The organism is Butyrivibrio sp. FC2001 (assembly GCF_000424125.1).
Taxonomy (GTDB): Bacteria; Bacillota; Clostridia; order Lachnospirales; family Lachnospiraceae; genus Butyrivibrio.
In genome coordinates, this window is sequence record NZ_AUJH01000012.1 from 127,704 (window position 1) to 146,729 (window position 19,026).

General features: G+C 42.8%; 20 protein-coding genes. 3 read left to right on the forward strand and 17 right to left on the reverse strand.

The genetic code is table 11. The features are described 5' to 3' along the window. Positions 1-47: 47 nt before the first annotated feature. Positions 48-524 carry a DUF5721 family protein gene (locus G601_RS0106520; RefSeq protein WP_026664885.1) on the reverse strand — a complete coding sequence of 159 codons (477 nt, stop codon included), beginning with the start codon at positions 522-524 and terminating at the stop codon, positions 48-50. 65 nt (positions 525-589) lie between these two features. After that, positions 590-1,390 (reverse strand): hypothetical protein, encoded by an 801-nt coding sequence (locus G601_RS24815; RefSeq protein WP_051205648.1) that lies wholly within the window; start codon positions 1,388-1,390, stop codon positions 590-592. A gap of 785 nt (positions 1,391-2,175) precedes the next feature. On the opposite strand from G601_RS24815, the gene G601_RS0106535 reads away from it, so the two are divergent. After that, entirely contained in the window at positions 2,176-3,012 is an 837-nt protein-coding gene (locus G601_RS0106535; protein ID WP_026493328.1) for a DegV family protein, read from the forward strand. A gap of 123 nt (positions 3,013-3,135) precedes the next feature. Here the strand turns inward: G601_RS0106535 and G601_RS22245 are convergent, their stop codons facing one another. The 12 genes from G601_RS22245 to G601_RS0106595 all read right to left on the reverse strand — a co-directional run bounded on the left by G601_RS22245 (position 3,136) and on the right by G601_RS0106595 (position 12,170). Then, positions 3,136-3,495 (reverse strand): Hpt domain-containing protein, encoded by a 360-nt coding sequence (locus G601_RS22245; RefSeq protein ID WP_051205649.1) that lies wholly within the window; start codon positions 3,493-3,495, stop codon positions 3,136-3,138. A gap of 180 nt (positions 3,496-3,675) precedes the next feature. Next, positions 3,676-4,746: a peptide chain release factor 1 gene (gene prfA / locus G601_RS0106545; protein ID WP_026493327.1), complete on the reverse strand. Its 1,071-nt coding sequence runs from the start codon at positions 4,744-4,746 to the stop codon at positions 3,676-3,678. A gap of 133 nt (positions 4,747-4,879) precedes the next feature. Continuing rightward, positions 4,880-5,716, reverse strand: a complete 837-nt coding sequence (gene prmC / locus G601_RS0106550; RefSeq protein ID WP_026664886.1) for a peptide chain release factor N(5)-glutamine methyltransferase — start codon at positions 5,714-5,716, stop codon at positions 4,880-4,882. A 39-nt stretch (positions 5,717-5,755) separates the two neighbouring features. Beyond that, complete coding sequence (locus G601_RS0106555; RefSeq protein ID WP_026493325.1) at positions 5,756-6,718, reverse strand: DUF1385 domain-containing protein; 963 nt, start codon at positions 6,716-6,718, stop codon at positions 5,756-5,758. A 249-nt stretch (positions 6,719-6,967) separates the two neighbouring features. Beyond that, positions 6,968-7,177 (reverse strand): 50S ribosomal protein L31, encoded by a 210-nt coding sequence (rpmE, locus tag G601_RS0106560; protein WP_026493324.1) that lies wholly within the window; start codon positions 7,175-7,177, stop codon positions 6,968-6,970. Positions 7,178-7,337: 160 nt separating this feature from the next. Continuing rightward, positions 7,338-7,970 carry an RNA polymerase sporulation sigma factor SigH gene (gene sigH, locus G601_RS0106565; protein WP_026493323.1) on the reverse strand — a complete coding sequence of 211 codons (633 nt, stop codon included), beginning with the start codon at positions 7,968-7,970 and terminating at the stop codon, positions 7,338-7,340. 14 nt (positions 7,971-7,984) lie between these two features. After that, entirely contained in the window at positions 7,985-8,746 is a 762-nt protein-coding gene (gene rlmB / locus G601_RS0106570) for a 23S rRNA (guanosine(2251)-2'-O)-methyltransferase RlmB (protein WP_026493322.1), read from the reverse strand. Beyond that, complete coding sequence (locus tag G601_RS0106575; protein ID WP_242834389.1) at positions 8,743-9,252, reverse strand: Mini-ribonuclease 3; 510 nt, start codon at positions 9,250-9,252, stop codon at positions 8,743-8,745. Before G601_RS0106575 ends, rlmB begins: the two co-directional genes overlap by 4 nt. Before the next feature lie 19 nt (positions 9,253-9,271). Next, positions 9,272-9,844: a 2-C-methyl-D-erythritol 2,4-cyclodiphosphate synthase gene (gene ispF / locus G601_RS0106580; protein WP_026493320.1), complete on the reverse strand. Its 573-nt coding sequence runs from the start codon at positions 9,842-9,844 to the stop codon at positions 9,272-9,274. A gap of 13 nt (positions 9,845-9,857) precedes the next feature. Then, positions 9,858-10,166 carry an AzlD domain-containing protein gene (locus tag G601_RS0106585; protein ID WP_026664887.1) on the reverse strand — a complete coding sequence of 103 codons (309 nt, stop codon included), beginning with the start codon at positions 10,164-10,166 and terminating at the stop codon, positions 9,858-9,860. Then, positions 10,159-10,878: an AzlC family ABC transporter permease gene (locus G601_RS0106590; RefSeq protein ID WP_442852392.1), complete on the reverse strand. Its 720-nt coding sequence runs from the start codon at positions 10,876-10,878 to the stop codon at positions 10,159-10,161. Before G601_RS0106590 ends, G601_RS0106585 begins: the two co-directional genes overlap by 8 nt. Positions 10,879-10,922: 44 nt before the next feature. Beyond that, positions 10,923-12,170: an alanyl-tRNA editing protein gene (locus G601_RS0106595; protein WP_035787278.1), complete on the reverse strand. Its 1,248-nt coding sequence runs from the start codon at positions 12,168-12,170 to the stop codon at positions 10,923-10,925. A 173-nt stretch (positions 12,171-12,343) separates the two neighbouring features. Between G601_RS0106595 and G601_RS0106600 the strand changes: the two genes are divergently transcribed. Both G601_RS0106600 and G601_RS0106605 read left to right on the forward strand, forming a co-directional pair. Continuing rightward, the gene (locus G601_RS0106600) at positions 12,344-14,065 is read left to right on the forward strand and encodes a methyl-accepting chemotaxis protein (protein ID WP_026493316.1); all 1,722 of its coding nucleotides are present in this window, start codon (positions 12,344-12,346) and stop codon (positions 14,063-14,065) included. Positions 14,066-14,116: 51 nt separating this feature from the next. Next, on the forward strand, positions 14,117-14,581 hold the full coding sequence (locus G601_RS0106605; RefSeq protein ID WP_026493315.1) for a Crp/Fnr family transcriptional regulator: 465 nt from the start codon (positions 14,117-14,119) through the stop codon (positions 14,579-14,581). Between the two features lie 26 nt (positions 14,582-14,607). Here the strand turns inward: G601_RS0106605 and G601_RS0106610 are convergent, their stop codons facing one another. From G601_RS0106610 to G601_RS0106625, 3 genes are all read right to left on the reverse strand, one after another. After that, entirely contained in the window at positions 14,608-16,314 is a 1,707-nt protein-coding gene (locus G601_RS0106610; protein ID WP_026493314.1) for an alpha-amylase family glycosyl hydrolase, read from the reverse strand. A gap of 509 nt (positions 16,315-16,823) precedes the next feature. Next, a complete protein-coding gene (locus G601_RS0106620; protein ID WP_035790419.1) occupies positions 16,824-17,972 on the reverse strand; it encodes a hypothetical protein in 1,149 nt (382 codons plus the stop codon). Positions 17,973-18,122: 150 nt separating this feature from the next. Continuing rightward, on the reverse strand, positions 18,123-19,007 hold the full coding sequence (locus G601_RS0106625; protein ID WP_026493312.1) for a hypothetical protein: 885 nt from the start codon (positions 19,005-19,007) through the stop codon (positions 18,123-18,125). Positions 19,008-19,026 lie beyond the last annotated feature (19 nt).

A 19,026-nucleotide genomic window follows, 5' to 3' on the forward strand; every position in this document is an offset into this window, starting at 1 on the left:
CAGTTGGCAATCAGGATTATGTTCTTAGGTTCCTGATTGTAATTTACTCACAGTTCCTCATACTCCAAATTTGCGCTGTCTAAAAAACGCTTCATATACTCATCCCAGATCTTCTCGTAGGATTTATCAAGGGCAAATCCGGCCAGCGCAGCTCCGGTTGTTATAGTAATGTGTCCCTCTGCAAATTTTATTATGAAAACAAGGGATGATACTACGGCTGACAGCGATGCTTCCAGAAGCTCTTCCTTTTTATCAGGAGTAAGACACAGTATAAATTTGAAGGACACAGGCGTATGTTTTCCCTTTATGAGCTCGTAGCACACAGGTCTCATGCTTTTCCAGGAAGAAAGGTCATATTCCGGCTTATCGTCCTCGCCGAAGAAATCCTTGTTTACATGTCCATCTATGGTGTAGGTATTGGCAGTTTTAAGCTCAGCACTATCAAGCAAAAATCCGTCAAAAGCCTCCGACGCCAGCAGTGCTGACATAAACTGCTTTGTGTTTTTTATCTGTAAAGCTATCATTCTTTTTCCTTAACTAATTCGTATTCATAAAACAAACTAAATTATAGCATGTTTTACACATATTATTATAAAAGATACTTTTCAATCATCATCTTTATTGTTCCGGAACCTAATGGATTCTGAGAGGTTTCAAATGTCGTTATCATGTTTTCTCCCGGAAAGTACCCGCTCTGCTCATAAGAATTGAGCTTAGGAATATTCCTGTTTACATATCCCATATCATCCATCATTCCAAAATGTTCCCAGATGAACTCTTTTCTTGTTCTACAATTAAGACATGTAAAGTCCGGCCTCACGTTTCCTATTCCTTTTATCTTAATCGGATACTCATATCTATAGGGTATTCCTCTTTTCTCTAAGGCATTCGCTATCAGCAATTCAGATTTCGACCTTACCTTCACCCCTTTCTCCGTATAGAATATTGATGCTTCATCCCTAAATTCCATTGGTTCATATTCCACTTCCTTCCAATGCTGAATAAACAACTCATCAGGCTCAATTATCGGGACAATAAGCTTCTTTCTGGCTTCCGACATATTTTCAAAAGCTCTTTCTATCTCAGAAATATCATACTGATCTATAAAGTCAGCAAGCTTTTTCTTGATTCGCTTCAGCTTTCTATTTACTTTTACTTCATAGTCTCTCTGAGCAATTTTTCTTAGCATAGGAATTTCACTTGTCTTTGCGTACTTGCGCTTTTTAGAATTTCTATCAATCCAAAAGTACTGATCACATCCATTGCTCTTACTTGTCCCTATTCTTTTATCAGGTAGATTCTTCAGCTTTTCCAAATGCTTTTCGGTTTTTGCAATCAACAAGTCTATTTCCTTTAATTGTGCTTCAAGACTTTCTTTGTAATTCTCCATTTATAATTCTTCCTTTCTATATTAAACGCTTTTTACTTGACCTTTTCCCCACTCTTATGCATATCGCGTAGGCAAAATTGACCTTCATCGCTATCCTACTTGACCTTTTCTTAGCTCAGCTCTTGTTCACGTAGTTTTCGTTCTTAATAATCCCCTCCCTACTAGACATTGTTCCGTTTCCACAAATTCTCAAGTACGATGTTCAAAATAATCCCAGAATCCTACGTGACTTTTCCATTTTTCAGCAGTAACACACTTAAGCCTGCAATTTTCAAATCAACTTACTACGGGACTATTGCTCTAAAACATAAAAGTCGCGTAAAAACAGAATATAGCGCCATAGTCAGGGCTCTTAATACCACTACACAACTGCTACGCCACAAAAAGGGTGTGCACATGCGGTGAAAACTAATTCAGACTATGCAATAAACATTGGAAAATCGCGACGAAATCACAATTATTAAGTCGCATAGATTAAATAAGATTGCCATTCAAGGCTTAACCATAATATTATCAAATAATATATTTGTCAATATATAACATTATTCACCAATAATATTATTGGCTTATAGCCAAACAAAATAATTCCGAAAATATCCTCAAAAATAATTCCAAAAAGAATTCCGAAAGAATCCCCCCAAAATATCCCCAATAATAATTTCTCCCCCTCACTTTATTTACCCACATTGCTTTTCATGCTAGAATATGTCGTATAAAAAACTACATGTTTCCGCGGCTTTCTATACACAAAGCAAATGCGGTCAAACAGGAGGAACATTTTAAATATGAGTTATAAAATAGTTGTTGACAGTTGTACTGATTTGCCGGCTGAGTACCACACCGACAAACGTTTTGAGATCATCCCGCTTATTCTTTCAGTTGGGGATTATACAGTTCTTGATGATGAAAGTTTTGATCAGCTCGACTATATAAAGAGAGTTGCTGAATGCGAGACCTGTGCTAAATCCGCGTGCCCCTCTCCCGACAGATACAAGAAGGCTTACGAATGTGACGCTGATGATATTTATGTTGTAACACTTTCATCAAAGCTTAGCGGAAGCTACAACAGTGCTATCCTCGCCAGAGATATCTATCACGAGGACATTGGAGAAAAGAACATCCACGTATTTGATTCATTATCCGCTTGCTGCGGTCAGACAAATGTAGCATTTAAGATCATGGAATATGCAGAAGCAGGACTTCCCTTCGAGGAGGTTGTGCAGAAGGTTGAGGAATACCGCGATGGTATGGATACCTACTTCGTTCTTGATTCACTTGATACACTCAGGAAAAACGGCAGACTTACAGGTATGAAGGCTATCGTTGCTACTACCCTTAACATCAAGCCCGTGTGCTACGCTATCGAAGGCGAGATTGCACAGTGGGGACAGGGTGTAGGCATGAGAAAAGCCCTGATCAAGATGACTGAGCTTGTTGCAAAGCGCACCAAGAATTCAGAAGAAAAGACTCTTATGATCACACATATTAACTGCTACGAGAGAGCTGAGGTTGTTAAGAACCTCATCCTTTCAAAGCTTACCTTCAAGAATGTTTTGATCGTTGATGGAGCAGGTGTTGCAACCACCTACGCCGGCGATGGCGGAATCGTGGTAACCTGCTAACGTCCCCTTCACTTGGCGAATATTGGTGAGTTGCTCTGACGAGCAAAGCAAGAGCAGAGCTTTCTTTTTGCAATGCACTAATGACTATTGCAAAACCCGGCACACTGTGCCGGGCTTTTTCTGTTATACTTTGTATTTTTTCAAAATTTCAATGAGGTCATCGTAGGATTTCTTGATCCTCTGATACCTCTCCTCTGCCCCTTCCAGCGATCCCTTCCTCAGAATCTCCGTCAGTTCCAGAACATCCTCCTTCATGGCATCAAGTGCAAGATTACCGGTGACACCCTTTAAGGAATGACAACCGGCGAAGGCTTCCTTCGCATCCTTCTTCTCCATACCATAAGTCAGATCTGAAAAGCTCTTGTCCTTCAAAAATTTGATCATAAACCGCTCGACAAGATCCTCATTTCCCATGAACCTGTCCTTGACATCGTCCCAGTTAACTCCCCAGGTTATCAGTTCCTTCTTCATATCTTCATTCATGGCGGCCTCCTGCCCTATGGGCAATCCGTTTCCATAGCTACAATCATTGTAGCAACAACGCCACCACTATAAAATAATAATTTAATTAAAATATTCTAAAATCACTGAATAATTAATTCACGAAAAAACCTCCGGCACCTGTACTAAAAGTACACGCACCGAAGGCTTTATTAGTCATTATTATTCGCTCATTCCGGCAAGCTTCTCAGCCTGACTTGCGGTTGTAAGAGCATCGATCAGCTCCTCAAGATCGCCATCCATAATGGAATCAATCTTGTAAAGAGTGAGGTTGATGCGGTGATCTGTCACTCTTCCCTGATGGAAATTGTAGGTTCTGATCTTCTCGGATCTGTCACCAGTTCCTACCTGACTCTTTCTAAGAGCTGCTTCGGAATCATGAGCCTTCTGCATCTCAAGATCAAACAGCTTTGCACGAAGTACCTTGAGAGCCTTAGCCTTGTTCTTAATCTGGCTCTTTTCATCCTGACAGGAGATTACGATTCCTGTGGGAATATGTGTCAGTCTTACGGCAGAATCGGTGGTGTTGACGCACTGTCCACCGTTACCGGAAGCTCTGAAAACATCGAATTTACAGTCGTTCATATCGATATTAACTTCAACATCCTCTACTTCGGGCATGATAGCCACTGTGATGGTTGAGGTATGAATTCTTCCTCCGGACTCAGTCACCGGAATTCTCTGAACGCGGTGAACGCCACTCTCGAACTTAAGTCTTGAATAAGCCCCGGTTCCTGAAAGCATAAAGCTAACGGACTTCATTCCGCCAATTCCTGTATCCTCCACAGACATAGTCTCTATCTTCCAGCCGTGTCTGTCAGCATATCTGGTGTAGACACGGTACATATCTGATGCAAAAAGTGCAGCCTCGTCTCCGCCTGCACCTGCGCGGATCTCCACGATAACATTCTTATCATCGTTAGGGTCCTTGGGAATCATGAGAACCTTAAGGCGCTGCTCAATCTCAGGAAGCTCATTCTTTGCTTCTGAGAGCTCCTCGCGAAGCATCTCCTTCATATCCTCATCAGATTCTGCTGACAAAAGCTCCTCGCTGTCAGCAATTGTTTCCTTACACTTTTTATATTTATTGTATTCCTCAAGTATGGGCAGAAGGTCGCTCTGCTCCTTCATGAGAGCTCTGAAACGATTCTGGTCGGAAGCCACACCGGGCTCGCCGAGTTCCATGGTTATATCCTCATACCTGCGAACTATATCTTCTAACTTATTGAACATATTTTATTCTCCTTAGCTTGCTAGTATTCCCCTAATCCGGCGCTTCGCACCACCTTCTCCCAGGGAGAAGGCTTTAATAGGTGTGTTCTTCTCATCCCCGTCCTAAAGGACGAAAACACTAATACTTGCGCAGCTAATAGAAGCATCCGCTGACCACGCGGTCGTTTCCGCCAAGGTCCTTGATAACCTGAACATCCTTATATCCGTTCTGTTCCATAAGCTCCTTAACGGAAGGTCCCTGATCGTAGCCTATCTCCAAAAGAAGATAGCCACTCTTGTATAAAAAGTCCTTAGCCCCGGGAACGATCCTTCTGTAAAAAACAAGGCCATCCTCGCTTCCATCAAGGGCCATATAGGGCTCGTAGGTCTTAACCTCGGGCTCCAAGGTCTCGATAACCTTAGTCGGTATATAGGGAGGGTTTGAAACTATAAGATCAAACTTCTCCTCTGTCTCCGGGAAAAGATCGGTATTAACAGTCTTAAATCTGTCGGTCATACCGAGCTTCTCTGCATTTTTCTCAGCTATTGAAAGCGCTGCCTCTGAAAGGTCAGTTCCAACAGCCTTGGTATCATTGGTGTATTTAAGAATGCTAAGAGCAATGCAACCGGAGCCTGTGCAAAGGTCCATCACGCTCATGCCGTCATGAATATAACGAAGCGCCTCCTCAGCAAGAGTCTCTGTATCCTGATTGGGAATAAGGACATCGCCTGTAACATCAAACTCAATGCCCATGAATTCGCAGCTGCCTGTGATATAGGCCACCGGAACTCTCTCCATCCTCTTAGCTATCATCTCTCTGTACGCAAAAACCTTCTCATCCTCAACCACCATATCTCCATGGGATAAAAGTGTGTTGTGGCTTGTTCCGCACACATGCTCAAGAAGAAGCCTCGCATCCAGGGAAGCTTCTGAAATGCCGACACTATTAAGTTTTTCCTCTCCCTCTTTAAAAAGTAATGCGTACTCCATCCTGAATAAATCCTCTACAAAATTTCAAAAATTATCTCTTCACTGAGCAATATCTTCCTCATCCTCAAACTTATATCCAAAGGAATCGGATAAAAACTCTTTCCAGTCAAAAACAGCCTCAACTGACTTCATTCCGACCTCGATCATATCATCATCAGGCTCTCTTGTAGTCAGCATCTGCAGAAGCATACCGGGCGCTGAAATAATTCTCATGATAATATTATTGCTTCTTCCGGCAAGTCTTATGATCTCATAGGAAATACCTGCAATAACAGGAATAAGCGCTATTCTTACAAGTATTCTGAGCGGAATAGACTCAACTCTTATAAAGAAGAACAAAATGATGCTCACAAGCATTACGAACAAAAGGAAGCTGCTTCCGCATCGCTTATGAAGTCTGGTACTTGCCTTAACATTTTCAAGTGTAAGAGGCTTACCTCTCTCAAGGCAGTTGATGCACTTATGCTCTGCGCCGTGATATCTGAAAAGTCTCCTGATATCCTTCATGCATGAGATAAGAAGCACATAAATCACAAAGATCAGAATTCTCAGAAGTCCCTCAAGAAGCACCATAAGTGAGTTGTTTCTGATGTGACTTGAAAACAGAGAACTCAGATAATAAGGAAGCACCATGAAAATTCCGATTGCCATTACGAAGGCTATTACAGATGTAATGCTCATGGCGAGCTTCTCTTTACTCTCAGCAGCTATGGGATCCTTAGATGAAGCGATCTCTTCCTCTCCGAAAAGTGAAGCTGAGTAGTTAAGAGACTTCATACCAAGAACAAGTGAATCCCAGAAAACAAATACTCCTCTTATAAAGGGAATATGTGATACTCCAAGACTCTCAGCCTTACCGAGGTAGTGATCAACCTCCACTGCGATATCGCCGTCTTCCTTCCTTACAGCAACAGCGTACATATCCTTATTGCGCATCATTACACCCTCAAGAACAGCCTGTCCGCCAATTCCGGAGTAATGATTTATCTTTTTCTTTGCCATAGTAGCCTCCCATAAAAGAGTTTAATAATTCATAACTCTATTAGAATTTCGCTTGCGACATTCTCGCGCCGTTGCAAGATGTCCGGGGGACATCTGCTTTGCAACGACCGAAGTGGAACGTAGACGCGTTTGCTGTATGCAACAAATTCCTATCGCGCGAGTGTGCATCAAACAAATCTCTTTTTTTCTTCGTAAGAAGAAAAAAAAGAGGCCGAGGCGTCTGCCTCAACCTCTTTGCATTTCCAGTAATTAGTTGTTAGAAGTCATGCCATACTTACGGTTGAACTTATCAATACGTCCGCGAGCAGCAGTAGCCTTCTGTGTTCCTGTATAGAAAGGATGACACTTAGCACAGATTTCTACGTGAATCTCCTTCTTTGTTGAACCTACTGTAAATGTGTTACCGCAGTTGCAGGTAACTGTTGCCTGATAGTACTCGGGCTGAATATCCTGTCTCATCTTCTCACCTCTTTTATATCAATGATTCTTAATATTTTTCAATATTATACTTTAGTTACTTTTACTGTTTTATCACAACAGCTTGTTTATTGTAGCATAATGTGATTATAATCGCAAGAACATTTTTCAATTTTCATCCCCCAAAGCGTTCAAAATGCCTTCACTGCTCTTTTGTGCTCTGGTTCAGATATTTGCGAATTTTGTTCTTTAATCTCTGCAGTGCATTGTCCGTGGACTTCTCATCACGGCCGAGGACCTTGGCTATTTCAACATAGCTCATTCCTGTCATGTGGAGCTCCAAAACGGATTTTTCAAAATCACTAAGACCGTTCTCTATGAACTCCTCGATATCCCTGGTGTTCTCCTTATCGATCATCATGGCCTCAGGGTTTCTGTCATTCATGTCCTCGAGAACCTGATCCAGGGAAAAATCCTTATCCTCATCATGGCCGTCCATTTTGGCATAGAGAGAAATATAACTATTTAAGGGCGCATGCTTTTTCCTATTGGATGCCTGAATTGCAGTATAAATCTGCCTCGACACACACAGGTCAGCGAAGGTCTTAAAGCTGGCATCTCTTCCGGGATCGTAGTCCCTGATTGCCTTGAAAAGCCCTATCATGCCCTCCTGAATAAGGTCATCCTTGTCCGCTCCCAGAATATACATGGACGCAGCCTTGTTTTTAACCATATCCTTATATTTATTCATTATATAATCGGTTACGTCGGACTCACCCTCGCGAAGCCTTGTTATAAGCTCCTCATCGGATTCATCCATGGATATTTTTGCCATAGGTATATCCTTTATTATTTGCTAAAGCCACGCTGTCTTACAATTTCAAAACCGAGAACGCCTGCTGCCACTGAAGCATTAAGAGAATTGATCTCACCCTTCATGGGAATAGCAGCAATCATGTCACACTTTTCACGGACGAGCTTGCTGACACCTGAGCCCTCGTTTCCTATTACAAGGCCGATTGAGCCCTTGAGATCAAGGTCATACATTGTTGTGCCGTCCATATCGGCGCAGACAAACCACATGCCGCGGTTCTTGAGCTCCTCGATGGTTCTGGCCATGTTTGTTACCTTTACAACAGGTGTGTAGTTAAGCGCACCTGCACTGGTCTTGGCAACTGTCGCAGTAAGACCAACCGCGCGGTTCTTAGGAATGATCACGCCATGAGCACCGGCGATATTGGCGGTTCTTATGATCGCACCTAAATTGTGAGGATCCTCGATATTATCAAGCAGGAAAACAAAGGGCGCTTCACCTTTTTCCTCAGCAAGATTAAAGATGTCATCCATTTCAGAGTAATCGTAAGCCGCAGCATAAGCGATAACACCCTGGTGCGCACCGGTCTCGGATATCTGGTCAAGTCTGTCTCTGCTGACAAACTTCATCATGATTCCGGCCTTCTTGGCCTCTTTTCTGATAGTAGCGATAGGACCGTCCTGACAACCATCAAGTATGAAAATCTTATCGATTGTCCTTCCGCTTCTAAGAGCCTCGATTACCGCATTTCTACCCTCAATTGTAAGTGAGGAGCTTTCATTAAAATTATCTCTCATTCTATTACACTCACACCGTCCTTCAAAAGCTCAAGGAGCCTCGCCATATCTCCCTTAAGATAGAGATAACCGCAGAGGGCCTCAAGTCCGGTGGCCTTTCTATAATCAGTGACGCTCTGGTTCTTGGCACTGGTATATGACTTCGCATTTCTTCCGCGCTTGTACACTTCGCTCTCTTCTTCCGTGAGCCTGGGCTCGAGATACTCTATTATCTTAGCCTGTGCAGCAGCGTTTACATATTTGATCTTCATCTTGTTAAGCTGTCCCGCAGGTCTGTTGGCCTCCTGAACAACCATGCTTCTGATGACGATTTCATACACACTGTCACCCATAAACGCCAGCGCAAGCGGGCTGTATCTGTTCATGGGTTCGCCCGGAACTCCGAAATTATCTCTGATAATCGCTGCCAGGTCAAGCCCTGTATCACCACTCCCCGACAAAGCGCTGTTATCGCTCTGTAATGCAGCTTCGCCATGCTCCGGGATATTCATTTCATTTTCTTCCATATCTTATCTCCGATGGACTTTATTCGTCGCGCTTAAGCTTAGAGCATCCGGGGCATTCCTCACAGCTACCCTGGGGTGCCTCGCCTGTCTGATAGGTCACATTTTTTGTGTAATAGGCGATGGGGCTCTCAATAAGGCAGACTGCCTGAGCTGCGATACCCTCGCCGGCGCCTGTGAAGCCAAGGCCTTCCTCGGTTGTAGCCTTAACGCTCACCTGCTCCACATTTATGCCAAGTGCATCCGCGATGTTCTGGCGCATGGTATCTATGTGAGGTCTGAGCTTGGGCGCCTGACACAAAATAGTTGAATCAATGTTTTCTATTAAATATCTGTTCTCCTCAAGAAGCTTTCCAACCTCTGAAAGAAGCTTCAAGGAATCAGCTCCCTTGTACTTGGGATCTGAATCCGGGAAGTGCTTACCGATATCACCAAGAGCTGCTGCCCCAAGGAGCGCATCGCTTATGGCATGAAGAAGCACGTCCGCATCAGAGTGACCAAGAAGGCCCTTTTCATATGGGATTTCCACCCCTCCGAGAATGAGCTTTCTGCCCTCTACTAATCTGTGAACGTCATAACCTGTTCCAATATGCATATTTACCTCCAAATCAGGGAATCAAGAAAAGTTCTGCAACAAATACTACCGCACAGGCGCAGACAGCAACCGTGAGGAGGCTCTTTTTTCTAAAAGAAAGAATAATAGCCACCGCAAAGCCCGCAATTGACGCTCTCATGTCATCCGATGCGTGGAGTATTGCAGGAAAAGTCATAGCTGCCAGTGTTGCGTAGGGCACGTAGTACAAGAAGGACTTCACGAAGCGTGAGTTTATGTCCTTCCTAATCAGTGTGAGCGGAAGCATCCTTATAAGATAGGTCACAACCGCCATTACAAGTATATATCCGTAAACGTTATGCATCTGCTGTCTCCTCCTCTTCCTTAGGGGCAAGAGCAGCGGCTGCACCTGCGATCACGACTGTTACTATAATTATTCTAAAGCCTGATGATATATTTTTCAAAACAGGAGCATAAGTAAATACAGTGCTCATAGCCATGGCTCCTGCAACCACCAGAAATACTGACATTTTTTCTCTTGCCTCTGGAATTATGATGGCAAGGAACATTCCGTATATGGCAAGTCCCAGGGCGCTTATAAGTCTCTGGGGCATTATCTGTCCGGCGAAGGCGCCAAGGAAGGTTCCCATAACCCAGCCAAAAACAGAAACCACAATAAGTCCGTAGGAATATGCGGGATTAAGTCTTCCCTTTCTCACTACGCTAAGGGCGAATATCTCATCTGTAACACCGTAGGCGACCATGCACCTCTTAAGGGTGTCCACCTTGGATGAGAGCTTCTGTGAAAGCGCTGTACTCATGAGCATATATCTAAGGTTAACAACCAGCTGCAACAGCGCCATCTCAGCGAAGGCAGCATTTGAGCGAATAAGATCAAGTGATGAAAACTGGCCCGCGCTGGTTACATTAGTAAGTGACATTAGCGATGCCTGAAAAACGGACAGTCCCGCTTCCGAAGCCTGAATTCCGAAAGCAAAGGACACCGCCAGGTATCCAAGACAGATTGGGATTCCGTCTATAAGTCCCAACCCGAACTCCCCTTTATTTTTCATAATTACTCCTCAAAACACAGGGCTGATCAGCCCCTATAAAAACCACATCAGGATAAGCTGTCAAAAACGGCCCTTATATCCTTTTCACCTGCTCCTTCAATACTTCCCTGCACCATTACAGGCTTTCCGCCGCCGCGAACCTCATGGTTCTTACGAAGCTCAGCAAGCACGTCGTTACTGTTTAAGCCTTCTCCGCAGCCGATGATAAATCTGTAGCCCTCATCATCACTCCCAAAGAATATGCCGCAGTAGCCGCCCTTATCAGCAACAAGGGTATTAACGACTCTTCTTATTACATTGGCATCTGTTCCGCCATCTGTAAACAGGCAGGCGTTCTTAGCATCCGCAGGAAGTGCGTCCGCTTCCTTAAGTAAAAGCTTCTCGCAGGCTTCGGAGAGCTTCCTCTTAAGTTCACCCATCTCCTCCTGCTGCTTCTTAAACTGGGCAGGGACATTCTCTATTCCCGTGGACATCTCGCCGGCAAGCTTCTGTATCATAGAGTGCTCATTATAAAAATACTCAAGGGCTCTGAAGCCGCACAGAATGCTGACTCTTGTTCCGCCCTTATAATTTTGTGATGTTATAAGCTTCAGGATTCCGATTTCGCCTGTTCTTTTCACATGGGGTGCGCAGCAGGCACAGATGTCGTAGCCGTCAACCTCAACTATTCTGACAGCTCCTGTAAGCTCCTTCTTACTGCGGTAATTGATGTCAGAGAGCTCATCGGAGCTGGGATACCAGGTCCTTATCTCGCGGTTTTCATAGATTGCGCGGTTTACGCTCTTCTCAATATCCTTAAGCTCCTCCTCCGAGAGCTGTCCGCTGTAGTCCATGGTCACGATGGAATCACTGAGATGGAATCCCACGTTGTCATATCCGAATCTTGAATTAACTATTCCGGAGAAAATGTGCTCTGCGGAGTGCTGCTGCATATTGGAGAAGCGGTGCTCCCAGTCGATTTTCCCGTAAATTGAAGTTCCTTCAGGAATCTCCTTATCAAGATAATGATAGATAACCTCGTCCTTAATCTGAACGTCCAGAACCCTGATCACCCTGTCGTCCTTAAGGAAGGAGTCGTCTTCCGCCTTCAGCTTTTGCAGATCCTCATCCGTTAGCGCAAAAATCACACCCTTATCCGGTGTCTGTCCGCCCTCCTCAGGGAAAAACAACGTCTTGTCAAGTACGACAGTAAAGGTGTTTTCTCGTTTTTCATCAGGTGCACAGCTGCAAACCTTCGCAGTAAAGGCTGTGCTGTATGCATTTTCATCATAAAGTTTTATTGTCTTTGAATTCATAATGCCAATTGTATCACAAATCCTTTTAAGCAGATACATTATCTCTATTTATTAAAGAAATATATATTTATTAAAAATTGATAACTTTTGCTCGTATTACAAACAAATATAATCGGCTGGGTGTAAAATAAAATAGCAAATATATAACTTTGTTTTCAAAAATGGAGGCATATATGGAGGCGAAGGTAAGGAAGGGTAAGCTTATACAAAATCTCATTCTTGTGGCAATAGGTGCAATAATTGGAATTTCCGCACTTCTCACAATTATCAGCTCTATTGAGATCACCAACACCTACAACGATATGATCGAAGAGGAATTGAAGATCGGTGCTGAGCATCTCCAGAGCGAGATGAATTCTGTATGGGATGGTGACTGGTCCTATGTAAATGGTGATGTTTACAAGGGCGAAGAAAACATCATGGGGGAATATCAGGATCTTATGGATGAGCTCCATGAAAAAACAGGAATCGAGTATTCCCTTTTCTATGGGGATACCCAGGTCCTTACAACCGTTACCAATAACGGAACAAGACTGACCGGTTATAAGTGCTCTACTGATATAGCTGACCATGTACTCAAAACAAAATCTGAATATTATGCTATAAAGTCCCAGATTCAGGGCACTGACGAAAGATATTACATCTACTATGCTCCCATGCTCCAATCCGACGGATCCATAGCAGGAATGGTATTTGCAGGCCGCGCCGTTCATGACGTGGAAGCAAGAATAACCAAGATCATTCTCACAATGGTCATTATCGCTGCTGCCCTTGTAATTATCCTTTCCATTATCGGTTATATTATCGCCAGCAAAATCTCCGTTAAAATGCGCGCCATTGCTGATGAGCTTGGTAGTCTCTCACAGGGTAATCTCAAGCTCAACATAGATGAAACCTCCGTTGCACGAAATGATGAAATCGGTCTTTTGGCAGATGGTGCCAAGACCCTTAGTGATAAGCTTGGTACCGTAATAAGAACCACCATGGACATGTCAAACGAGCTGAAAAAATCAGGCTCAGACCTGTCCGATTCAGCCAGCCAGGCATCCCAGGCTTCAGGTCAGGTAAGTGAAGCAATCGACGAGATTTCAAAGGGCGCCGTTTCCCAGGCTGAGAGCGTAGAAAACGCAGCAGGCAACACCCAGGAAATGGGCAACAATATCGATGTTGTAACTGACAATGTAAATCAGCTTCAGGATTATGCAAAGCAGATGAAGGAATCCTGCATAGCAGCTATGGACGCCCTGAACAGACTTATTGCACAGAGTAATGAAGTTCAGGCATCAGTTCGTGAGATCGGCCAGACCATTGATTCCACCAATGAATCAGCAAGAGAGATCTCCAAGTTCTCAGAGGCCATCACAAGCATCGCATCACAGACTAATCTCCTGTCCCTCAACGCCTCCATCGAGGCTGCAAGAGCAGGTGATGCGGGAAAGGGCTTCGCTGTTGTAGCTACAGAGATTGGCCAGCTGGCTGTTCAGAGTAGTGACAGCGCAGATGAAATCAAGAAGATCGTCGACAAGCTTGTAGCGGATTCAGAAGCATCCGTAGAGGTTATGCATAAGCTGAACTCCAACTTCGAGGTTCAGGAAACACAGCTTGATGACACAAAGACCAACATGCAGAGCATGGCGGATAACGTAGATAACGTGGCAGAGAGTACAGAGAATATCTCATCCCGAATCGAGGAGCTGAATGCAGCCAAGGATCAGCTTGTTAATATCATCTCCGATCTGTCCGCAGTATCACAGGAAAATGCAGCTTCCGCCGAGGAAACCAACGCCTCCATGCAGGAGCTCAACGCTACCTTCACGATCATCACAGAAGCAGCAAGTAACCTTCAGGATCTGGCATCCAACATGACAGAGGCTATAAGCTACTTCAAACCGTAAACCTCACAAGGAACTCTCCTGTGAGATTGTAATAAGCGAGGAATAACTATTATGATGATGAAAATCCCCGAAGGAACCGTCATTATCCGGGAAGGCGAAGTGTCCATGGATATGTATAAAATAATCAGCGGACATGTAGAGCTTTACACCGGCTACCGCACCAAAAAGGAAACGATTCTTGGCATACAGTCAAAGGACTCCTTTATTGGTGAGGTAGGATTACTCGCGCAAAAGCCTGCGATCTATACTGCCGTTGCATATTCGGATGTCGTGGTTTTGCGAATCACCATGACAGAAATAGATCTTTATATGGAGGAGAATCACCGCGATGCCATGGCCATAATGACAAAAATGGCACAGGCCATGTATAGCTTAAAATACAGCATGGACAGCTTTGTGGATGATCTTATGAAAGGAAACGCTGCTCCTTCATCCTACAAAGGATTCTTTTCAAAATCGTTTTCAAAATATAATGTTGATGGAGAAGCATCCACCAAATATAAAACCCTGCACTGATTCATTCACAGTGCAGGGCTTTTTTCTTAGCGAATGAAGCTTTTTACCCAGTTGACTAAAGATTCGTGATGTCTGTTGTTATAAACATCATTTCTCATCTGATCTGTTACGTATCCATTTTTCTCCATGATAGCGATGATTGCTTCCTGTAAGCCATCGATAACGCCATCCTCATAAGAGCCTTTGGCTTTCTCCTCCTGTACCGGCTGCACAGGTGCGATGCTCTCCGCGGGCTTCTCCTCCTTCTTTTTATCCTTTGAAGGCTCAGCCTTTTCTTTCGTTGTTTCCTTTATTTTCTCCGGTTTAGGCTCTGATATCTTACCGGAAACCTTTCCAGCTTCCTTAACCACCTCAGGTTTTCCGGCAGCAGATTTCTTATCACCCTTGCAGACAGGAACCCATATCTCTCCTGAATTAGCCTTAATATTTACCTGTATGCATCCGTTGTTAACAGGCACCTTTTCTCCCGACAGAGCGCCCATATACTCAGGTGCATCGCCGACAGGAACAGTCATACCAAAGTCATTGTCATCATTATTTACCGTAACAACAACCGTTTTTCCATTATAGCTTCTTGAGAATGCAAACTGTCTGTTATTAAGTAAAAGCTCCCTGTAATCGCCATAGGATAGCTCCGGATTTTCCTTTCTTACCTTTCCAAGGGCTGCTATAAGCTTTGTTGCAGGATTATCCTTTACCGCATCCTTATAGTCCCTGATATTTAACGCAGGCCTTAAGGAAGCGTCAGAGCCCTGCTCCTTCCTACCCTCAATTGCGAATTCCGAACCATAATAAACAGAAGGAATTCCCGGAAGTGTATAGAGAAGAATGTGAACAGGCGTAAAGTGCGCCTTGTTATTTAGCTTCGTATAAATCCTCTCAACGTCGTGGTTATCCACAAAGTTATAGAGCTTAAAGCCGCTTCCGCCACTGGCATGCATACCCTCAAGATTCCTCTGGGTGTGGGCTATCTCAAAATAGTTATGGTCATTATGGCCTGAATACAGCGCCTTATGCATAACATAGTTAGTTACTGAGTGGAGGGTTCCGTCATTAACCCATCTGGAATAATCGCCGTGAATAACCTCTCCCATAAGCCAGAAATCAGGCTTAACCTCATTTGCCACTTCTCTGAGTGCCTTCATGAAATCAAAATCCAGCACGTCCGCAGCATCAAGCCTTATTCCGTCTATATCGAATTCATCAACCCAGAAGCGGATCGTGTGACAGATGTAGTCCTTCACCTCGGGGTTTCTCTGATTAAGCTTTACAAGAAGGTTGTAGCCTCCCCAGTTATCATAGGAGAAACCATCATTATATTCGTTATTTCCACCAAAATTGACATTGCAGTACCAGTCTCTATAGCGGGAGCCTTCCCTGTTTTCCTTAATGTCCTTAAACGCAAAGAAATCTCTTCCCGTGTGATTAAACACGCCATCCAGAATAACTCTTATTCCGCTGTCATGACACTTCTTCACAAATATCTTAAGATCATTATTATCACCGAGACGGGAATCAAGCTTCCTGTAATCAGTAGTCTCATAGCCATGACCCACCGACTCGAAAAGTGGTCCTATGTAAAGGGCATTACAGCCTATCTCCTTGATGTGATCTATCCACGGATTAAGTTCCTTTAGTCTGTGGGTTACCGAGTCGTAGGAATTTTCCCTGGGCGCGCCAAGAAGTCCAAGCGGATAGATGTGGTAAAATATTGCCTCGTCATACCAAGCCATATAGCAGTTCCTCCTCATAAAGAACATAAATCGCTAACGTAATATCGATAATAATATTGTATCAAAAAAATAAAACAGCCCGCAATAAAATGTGCGGACTGCTTACTTAACATCAAATTTTATCTGAGATTAATATTTATTGAAACTTGTAGGTAGCATTATTGTTTGGCAAATACAAACACATTCCATGGATGAACTGGATACTATCGAGTATTATCAGCAGCCTGGAAAGGCACATCATCTATCTGAGATAACAGCAAAGCAGTGTGAACTCTATGAGTTCATGGGTGTAAATGTCCCGACATGATCAAACCTTGGTATAAAATGACGAGACTTTAGGTTTAAAATGTCATACAACTTTTCCATTGTACCACAAAACATCTGATATATGGTAATAATTTATCCTAAAATTCGTTATCCAATTTTATATATAATTGTGATTGGATGAGATTGTTGCATAAAAAATCCGGAAACCTACGAGATTTCCGGATTTTGATAGTTTATTTCATTTACTTTATTTTTGCACTCTTTGCCTTTGACCAATCTGAATAGAATCTGGCATTGTTATTTTCAACATAAGTTCTTACTCTGAAGTAATACTTCTTATGTCTCTTAAGCTTGCTTATTGTAACCTTCCTTTTGCTATTTCCTGCACTTTCAGTCTTTTCAGCCTTGAATGTTTTTGTTTTAACTTTCTTGTTAAATTTTTTGTCTGTTGAGTACTGGATCTGATAGCCGCTAACACCTGTAGTTTCCTTAAAGGTAACATCTGCCTTTTTCTTCTTTGAAGATTTCACTTTGGTTACTTTACTCGCTTCGATAGTAGATCCCTTTACAGAAAAAGAGTATTTTGTGTCTTTAGCATTTATTTTTATATAATACACACCAGGCACAAGGTATAATTCTCCTGTTCGATTAACACCTGACTCATCGTGATTTCCACCTTTTAGTGATAACTTTTCTTCAGTAAGATCGGAATTATAGATTTTTGCTTCAAATTGAGATGTCTCATAGGTTCCATAAATTGTAATATTAAATGTGTATTTCCCTTCCTTATCAATACTAAATCTATACCAATCTACCTGATCTGTACTTGTACCGGAATCTGTAACTACTGAGTTAATAACATATTTCTTCGGATTATCATAACTATCTTCATTTGTTTCAGATACTCCAAAACCATTAAAGCCTATTTGTATCTTATAATTCTGGTAACCATTGCCCTTATCTTTATTTCTGACACCCTTTCCAGTAACTTCAATGTAGTAAGTTCCCGCTGATAAAACACGTTTATCGGATTCTGTCACAGGAGCATCTTCTTCTGTCCCGAAAATAGTTTGTACATGACACAAGATATCCGTGTTCTTCTCTTTACGAAGAAATGCGCTCACTCCATAACAATTCTTAAATGCAGCACTTAATGTAAACTCCCCATCTTCGGTCAAAACCACTTTGTAGAAGTGTGTTCCTTCATCAACAAGTGGTGTCCATGCTGTCCATTCCGAATTAGGCGTTAGTATAGTTGCAGTATCCTGTGTTTCACCTGCTGCCTTAGCCGTAAGTTTTGTCTCAGGAGCAAATGTGCTAAAAGATGCAACTGTCATAGACATTGCCAGAAGCAATGCTCCCGCTTTTTTTAGTAAACCACTTTTCTTCATCTTCATTTCCCTCTTTTCTTTTTAATTCCAGGCATCCGCAAAAAGCGAATTTCTTGAACATTTTTCTTATGTTCTGTCCTCATACAACCTGTTAATTATATCACAACATAGTTTTATAGGTATCTAGCAACCTTGCTTTTCACTTCAAATTTATCGTAAGTTTTTCGCTGCCTCGACATCTGCACCTTCTACAATCTTAAGTTCTTTTTGGAAAAGCTGAACATACTCCTCTGCATAATCCGCAGCATCTTTAACATCATATAGCGTGTTTATTGATACTCTTCCACCAATTGCATGAACATAATATGTATCCGTTTCATCTCCGGGAAGTATTATGTAAAATTTTAATGTCTTTGATACACCATACTTTTCATCAACAACAGCATCTTCACGTTGAAATACATAAATAAATCCGTCCTTTCGTATGACGGTTGATTTTGCCCTGTCTACATGATCAGTTTCCGAAAAAATCCCAAACACATCATCATCGGCAAAATCCTTAACTGCTCTTCCACTCTCATTATGATGATCAAAATAACCATCATGCTCAGATTTTACATTGATAGAGTGTACCCCATTTGAATTTATATTAGCTCCATCCAGGTTTGCAAAGCTCTTATATCCCGGAAGGACATCCTCACTATATATTTCACGACCAACACCTTTTAGAAGATTTTCTCTGTATTCAATGAGTTTCCTAGGTACCGGTGCCACAACTCCGTACCCAATTCCATTTTCTTCAATTGTTCCAATATGGACTTCAGTCGTATCGACAAGCCACTCTGGGTGAGGATCCTGTTTCTGCGCTTCAACCTCTGCTTCCTCTTCCGCTCTCTTCTTCATATCTGCCTCATACTCAGACTGTATGGCATTTTGCATTTCATAAATTTCCTCTTCCCTGCCATCAGCCTTTGCCTCACTGATTATTGCATTGTACCCTTCTGCAAGACTCAGCGGACTCTCATCATACTTCTTTCCGCAGCCAGTGATGCAAATTGCAAGTAATGTGATTGTAAAAATAATTGTTTTCTTCATGCTTTTCTCCCTCCGTATT

What these genes read in the sequence shown, in the direction of transcription:
- G601_RS0106520 (WP_026664885.1), bottom strand. Translation starts at nt 524, where the DNA reads ATGATAGCTTTACAGATAAAAAACACAAAGCAGTTTATGTCAGCACTG.
- G601_RS24815 (WP_051205648.1), bottom strand. Translation starts at nt 1,390, where the DNA reads ATGGAGAATTACAAAGAAAGTCTTGAAGCACAATTAAAGGAAATAGAC.
- G601_RS0106535 (WP_026493328.1), top strand. Translation starts at nt 2,176, where the DNA reads ATGAGTTATAAAATAGTTGTTGACAGTTGTACTGATTTGCCGGCTGAG.
- G601_RS22245 (WP_051205649.1), bottom strand. Translation starts at nt 3,495, where the DNA reads ATGAATGAAGATATGAAGAAGGAACTGATAACCTGGGGAGTTAACTGG.
- prfA (WP_026493327.1), bottom strand. Translation starts at nt 4,746, where the DNA reads ATGTTCAATAAGTTAGAAGATATAGTTCGCAGGTATGAGGATATAACC.
- prmC (WP_026664886.1), bottom strand. Translation starts at nt 5,716, where the DNA reads ATGGAGTACGCATTACTTTTTAAAGAGGGAGAGGAAAAACTTAATAGT.
- G601_RS0106555 (WP_026493325.1), bottom strand. Translation starts at nt 6,718, where the DNA reads ATGGCAAAGAAAAAGATAAATCATTACTCCGGAATTGGCGGACAGGCT.
- rpmE (WP_026493324.1), bottom strand. Translation starts at nt 7,177, where the DNA reads ATGAGACAGGATATTCAGCCCGAGTACTATCAGGCAACAGTTACCTGC.
- sigH (WP_026493323.1), bottom strand. Translation starts at nt 7,970, where the DNA reads ATGGCAAAAATATCCATGGATGAATCCGATGAGGAGCTTATAACAAGG.
- rlmB (WP_026493322.1), bottom strand. Translation starts at nt 8,746, where the DNA reads ATGAGAGATAATTTTAATGAAAGCTCCTCACTTACAATTGAGGGTAGA.
- G601_RS0106575 (WP_242834389.1), bottom strand. Translation starts at nt 9,252, where the DNA reads ATGGAAGAAAATGAAATGAATATCCCGGAGCATGGCGAAGCTGCATTA.
- ispF (WP_026493320.1), bottom strand. Translation starts at nt 9,844, where the DNA reads ATGCATATTGGAACAGGTTATGACGTTCACAGATTAGTAGAGGGCAGA.
- G601_RS0106585 (WP_026664887.1), bottom strand. Translation starts at nt 10,166, where the DNA reads ATGCATAACGTTTACGGATATATACTTGTAATGGCGGTTGTGACCTAT.
- G601_RS0106595 (WP_035787278.1), bottom strand. Translation starts at nt 12,170, where the DNA reads ATGAATTCAAAGACAATAAAACTTTATGATGAAAATGCATACAGCACA.
- G601_RS0106600 (WP_026493316.1), top strand. Translation starts at nt 12,344, where the DNA reads ATGGAGGCGAAGGTAAGGAAGGGTAAGCTTATACAAAATCTCATTCTT.
- G601_RS0106605 (WP_026493315.1), top strand. Translation starts at nt 14,117, where the DNA reads ATGATGATGAAAATCCCCGAAGGAACCGTCATTATCCGGGAAGGCGAA.
- G601_RS0106610 (WP_026493314.1), bottom strand. Translation starts at nt 16,314, where the DNA reads ATGGCTTGGTATGACGAGGCAATATTTTACCACATCTATCCGCTTGGA.
- G601_RS0106620 (WP_035790419.1), bottom strand. Translation starts at nt 17,972, where the DNA reads ATGAAGAAAAGTGGTTTACTAAAAAAAGCGGGAGCATTGCTTCTGGCA.
- G601_RS0106625 (WP_026493312.1), bottom strand. Translation starts at nt 19,007, where the DNA reads ATGAAGAAAACAATTATTTTTACAATCACATTACTTGCAATTTGCATC.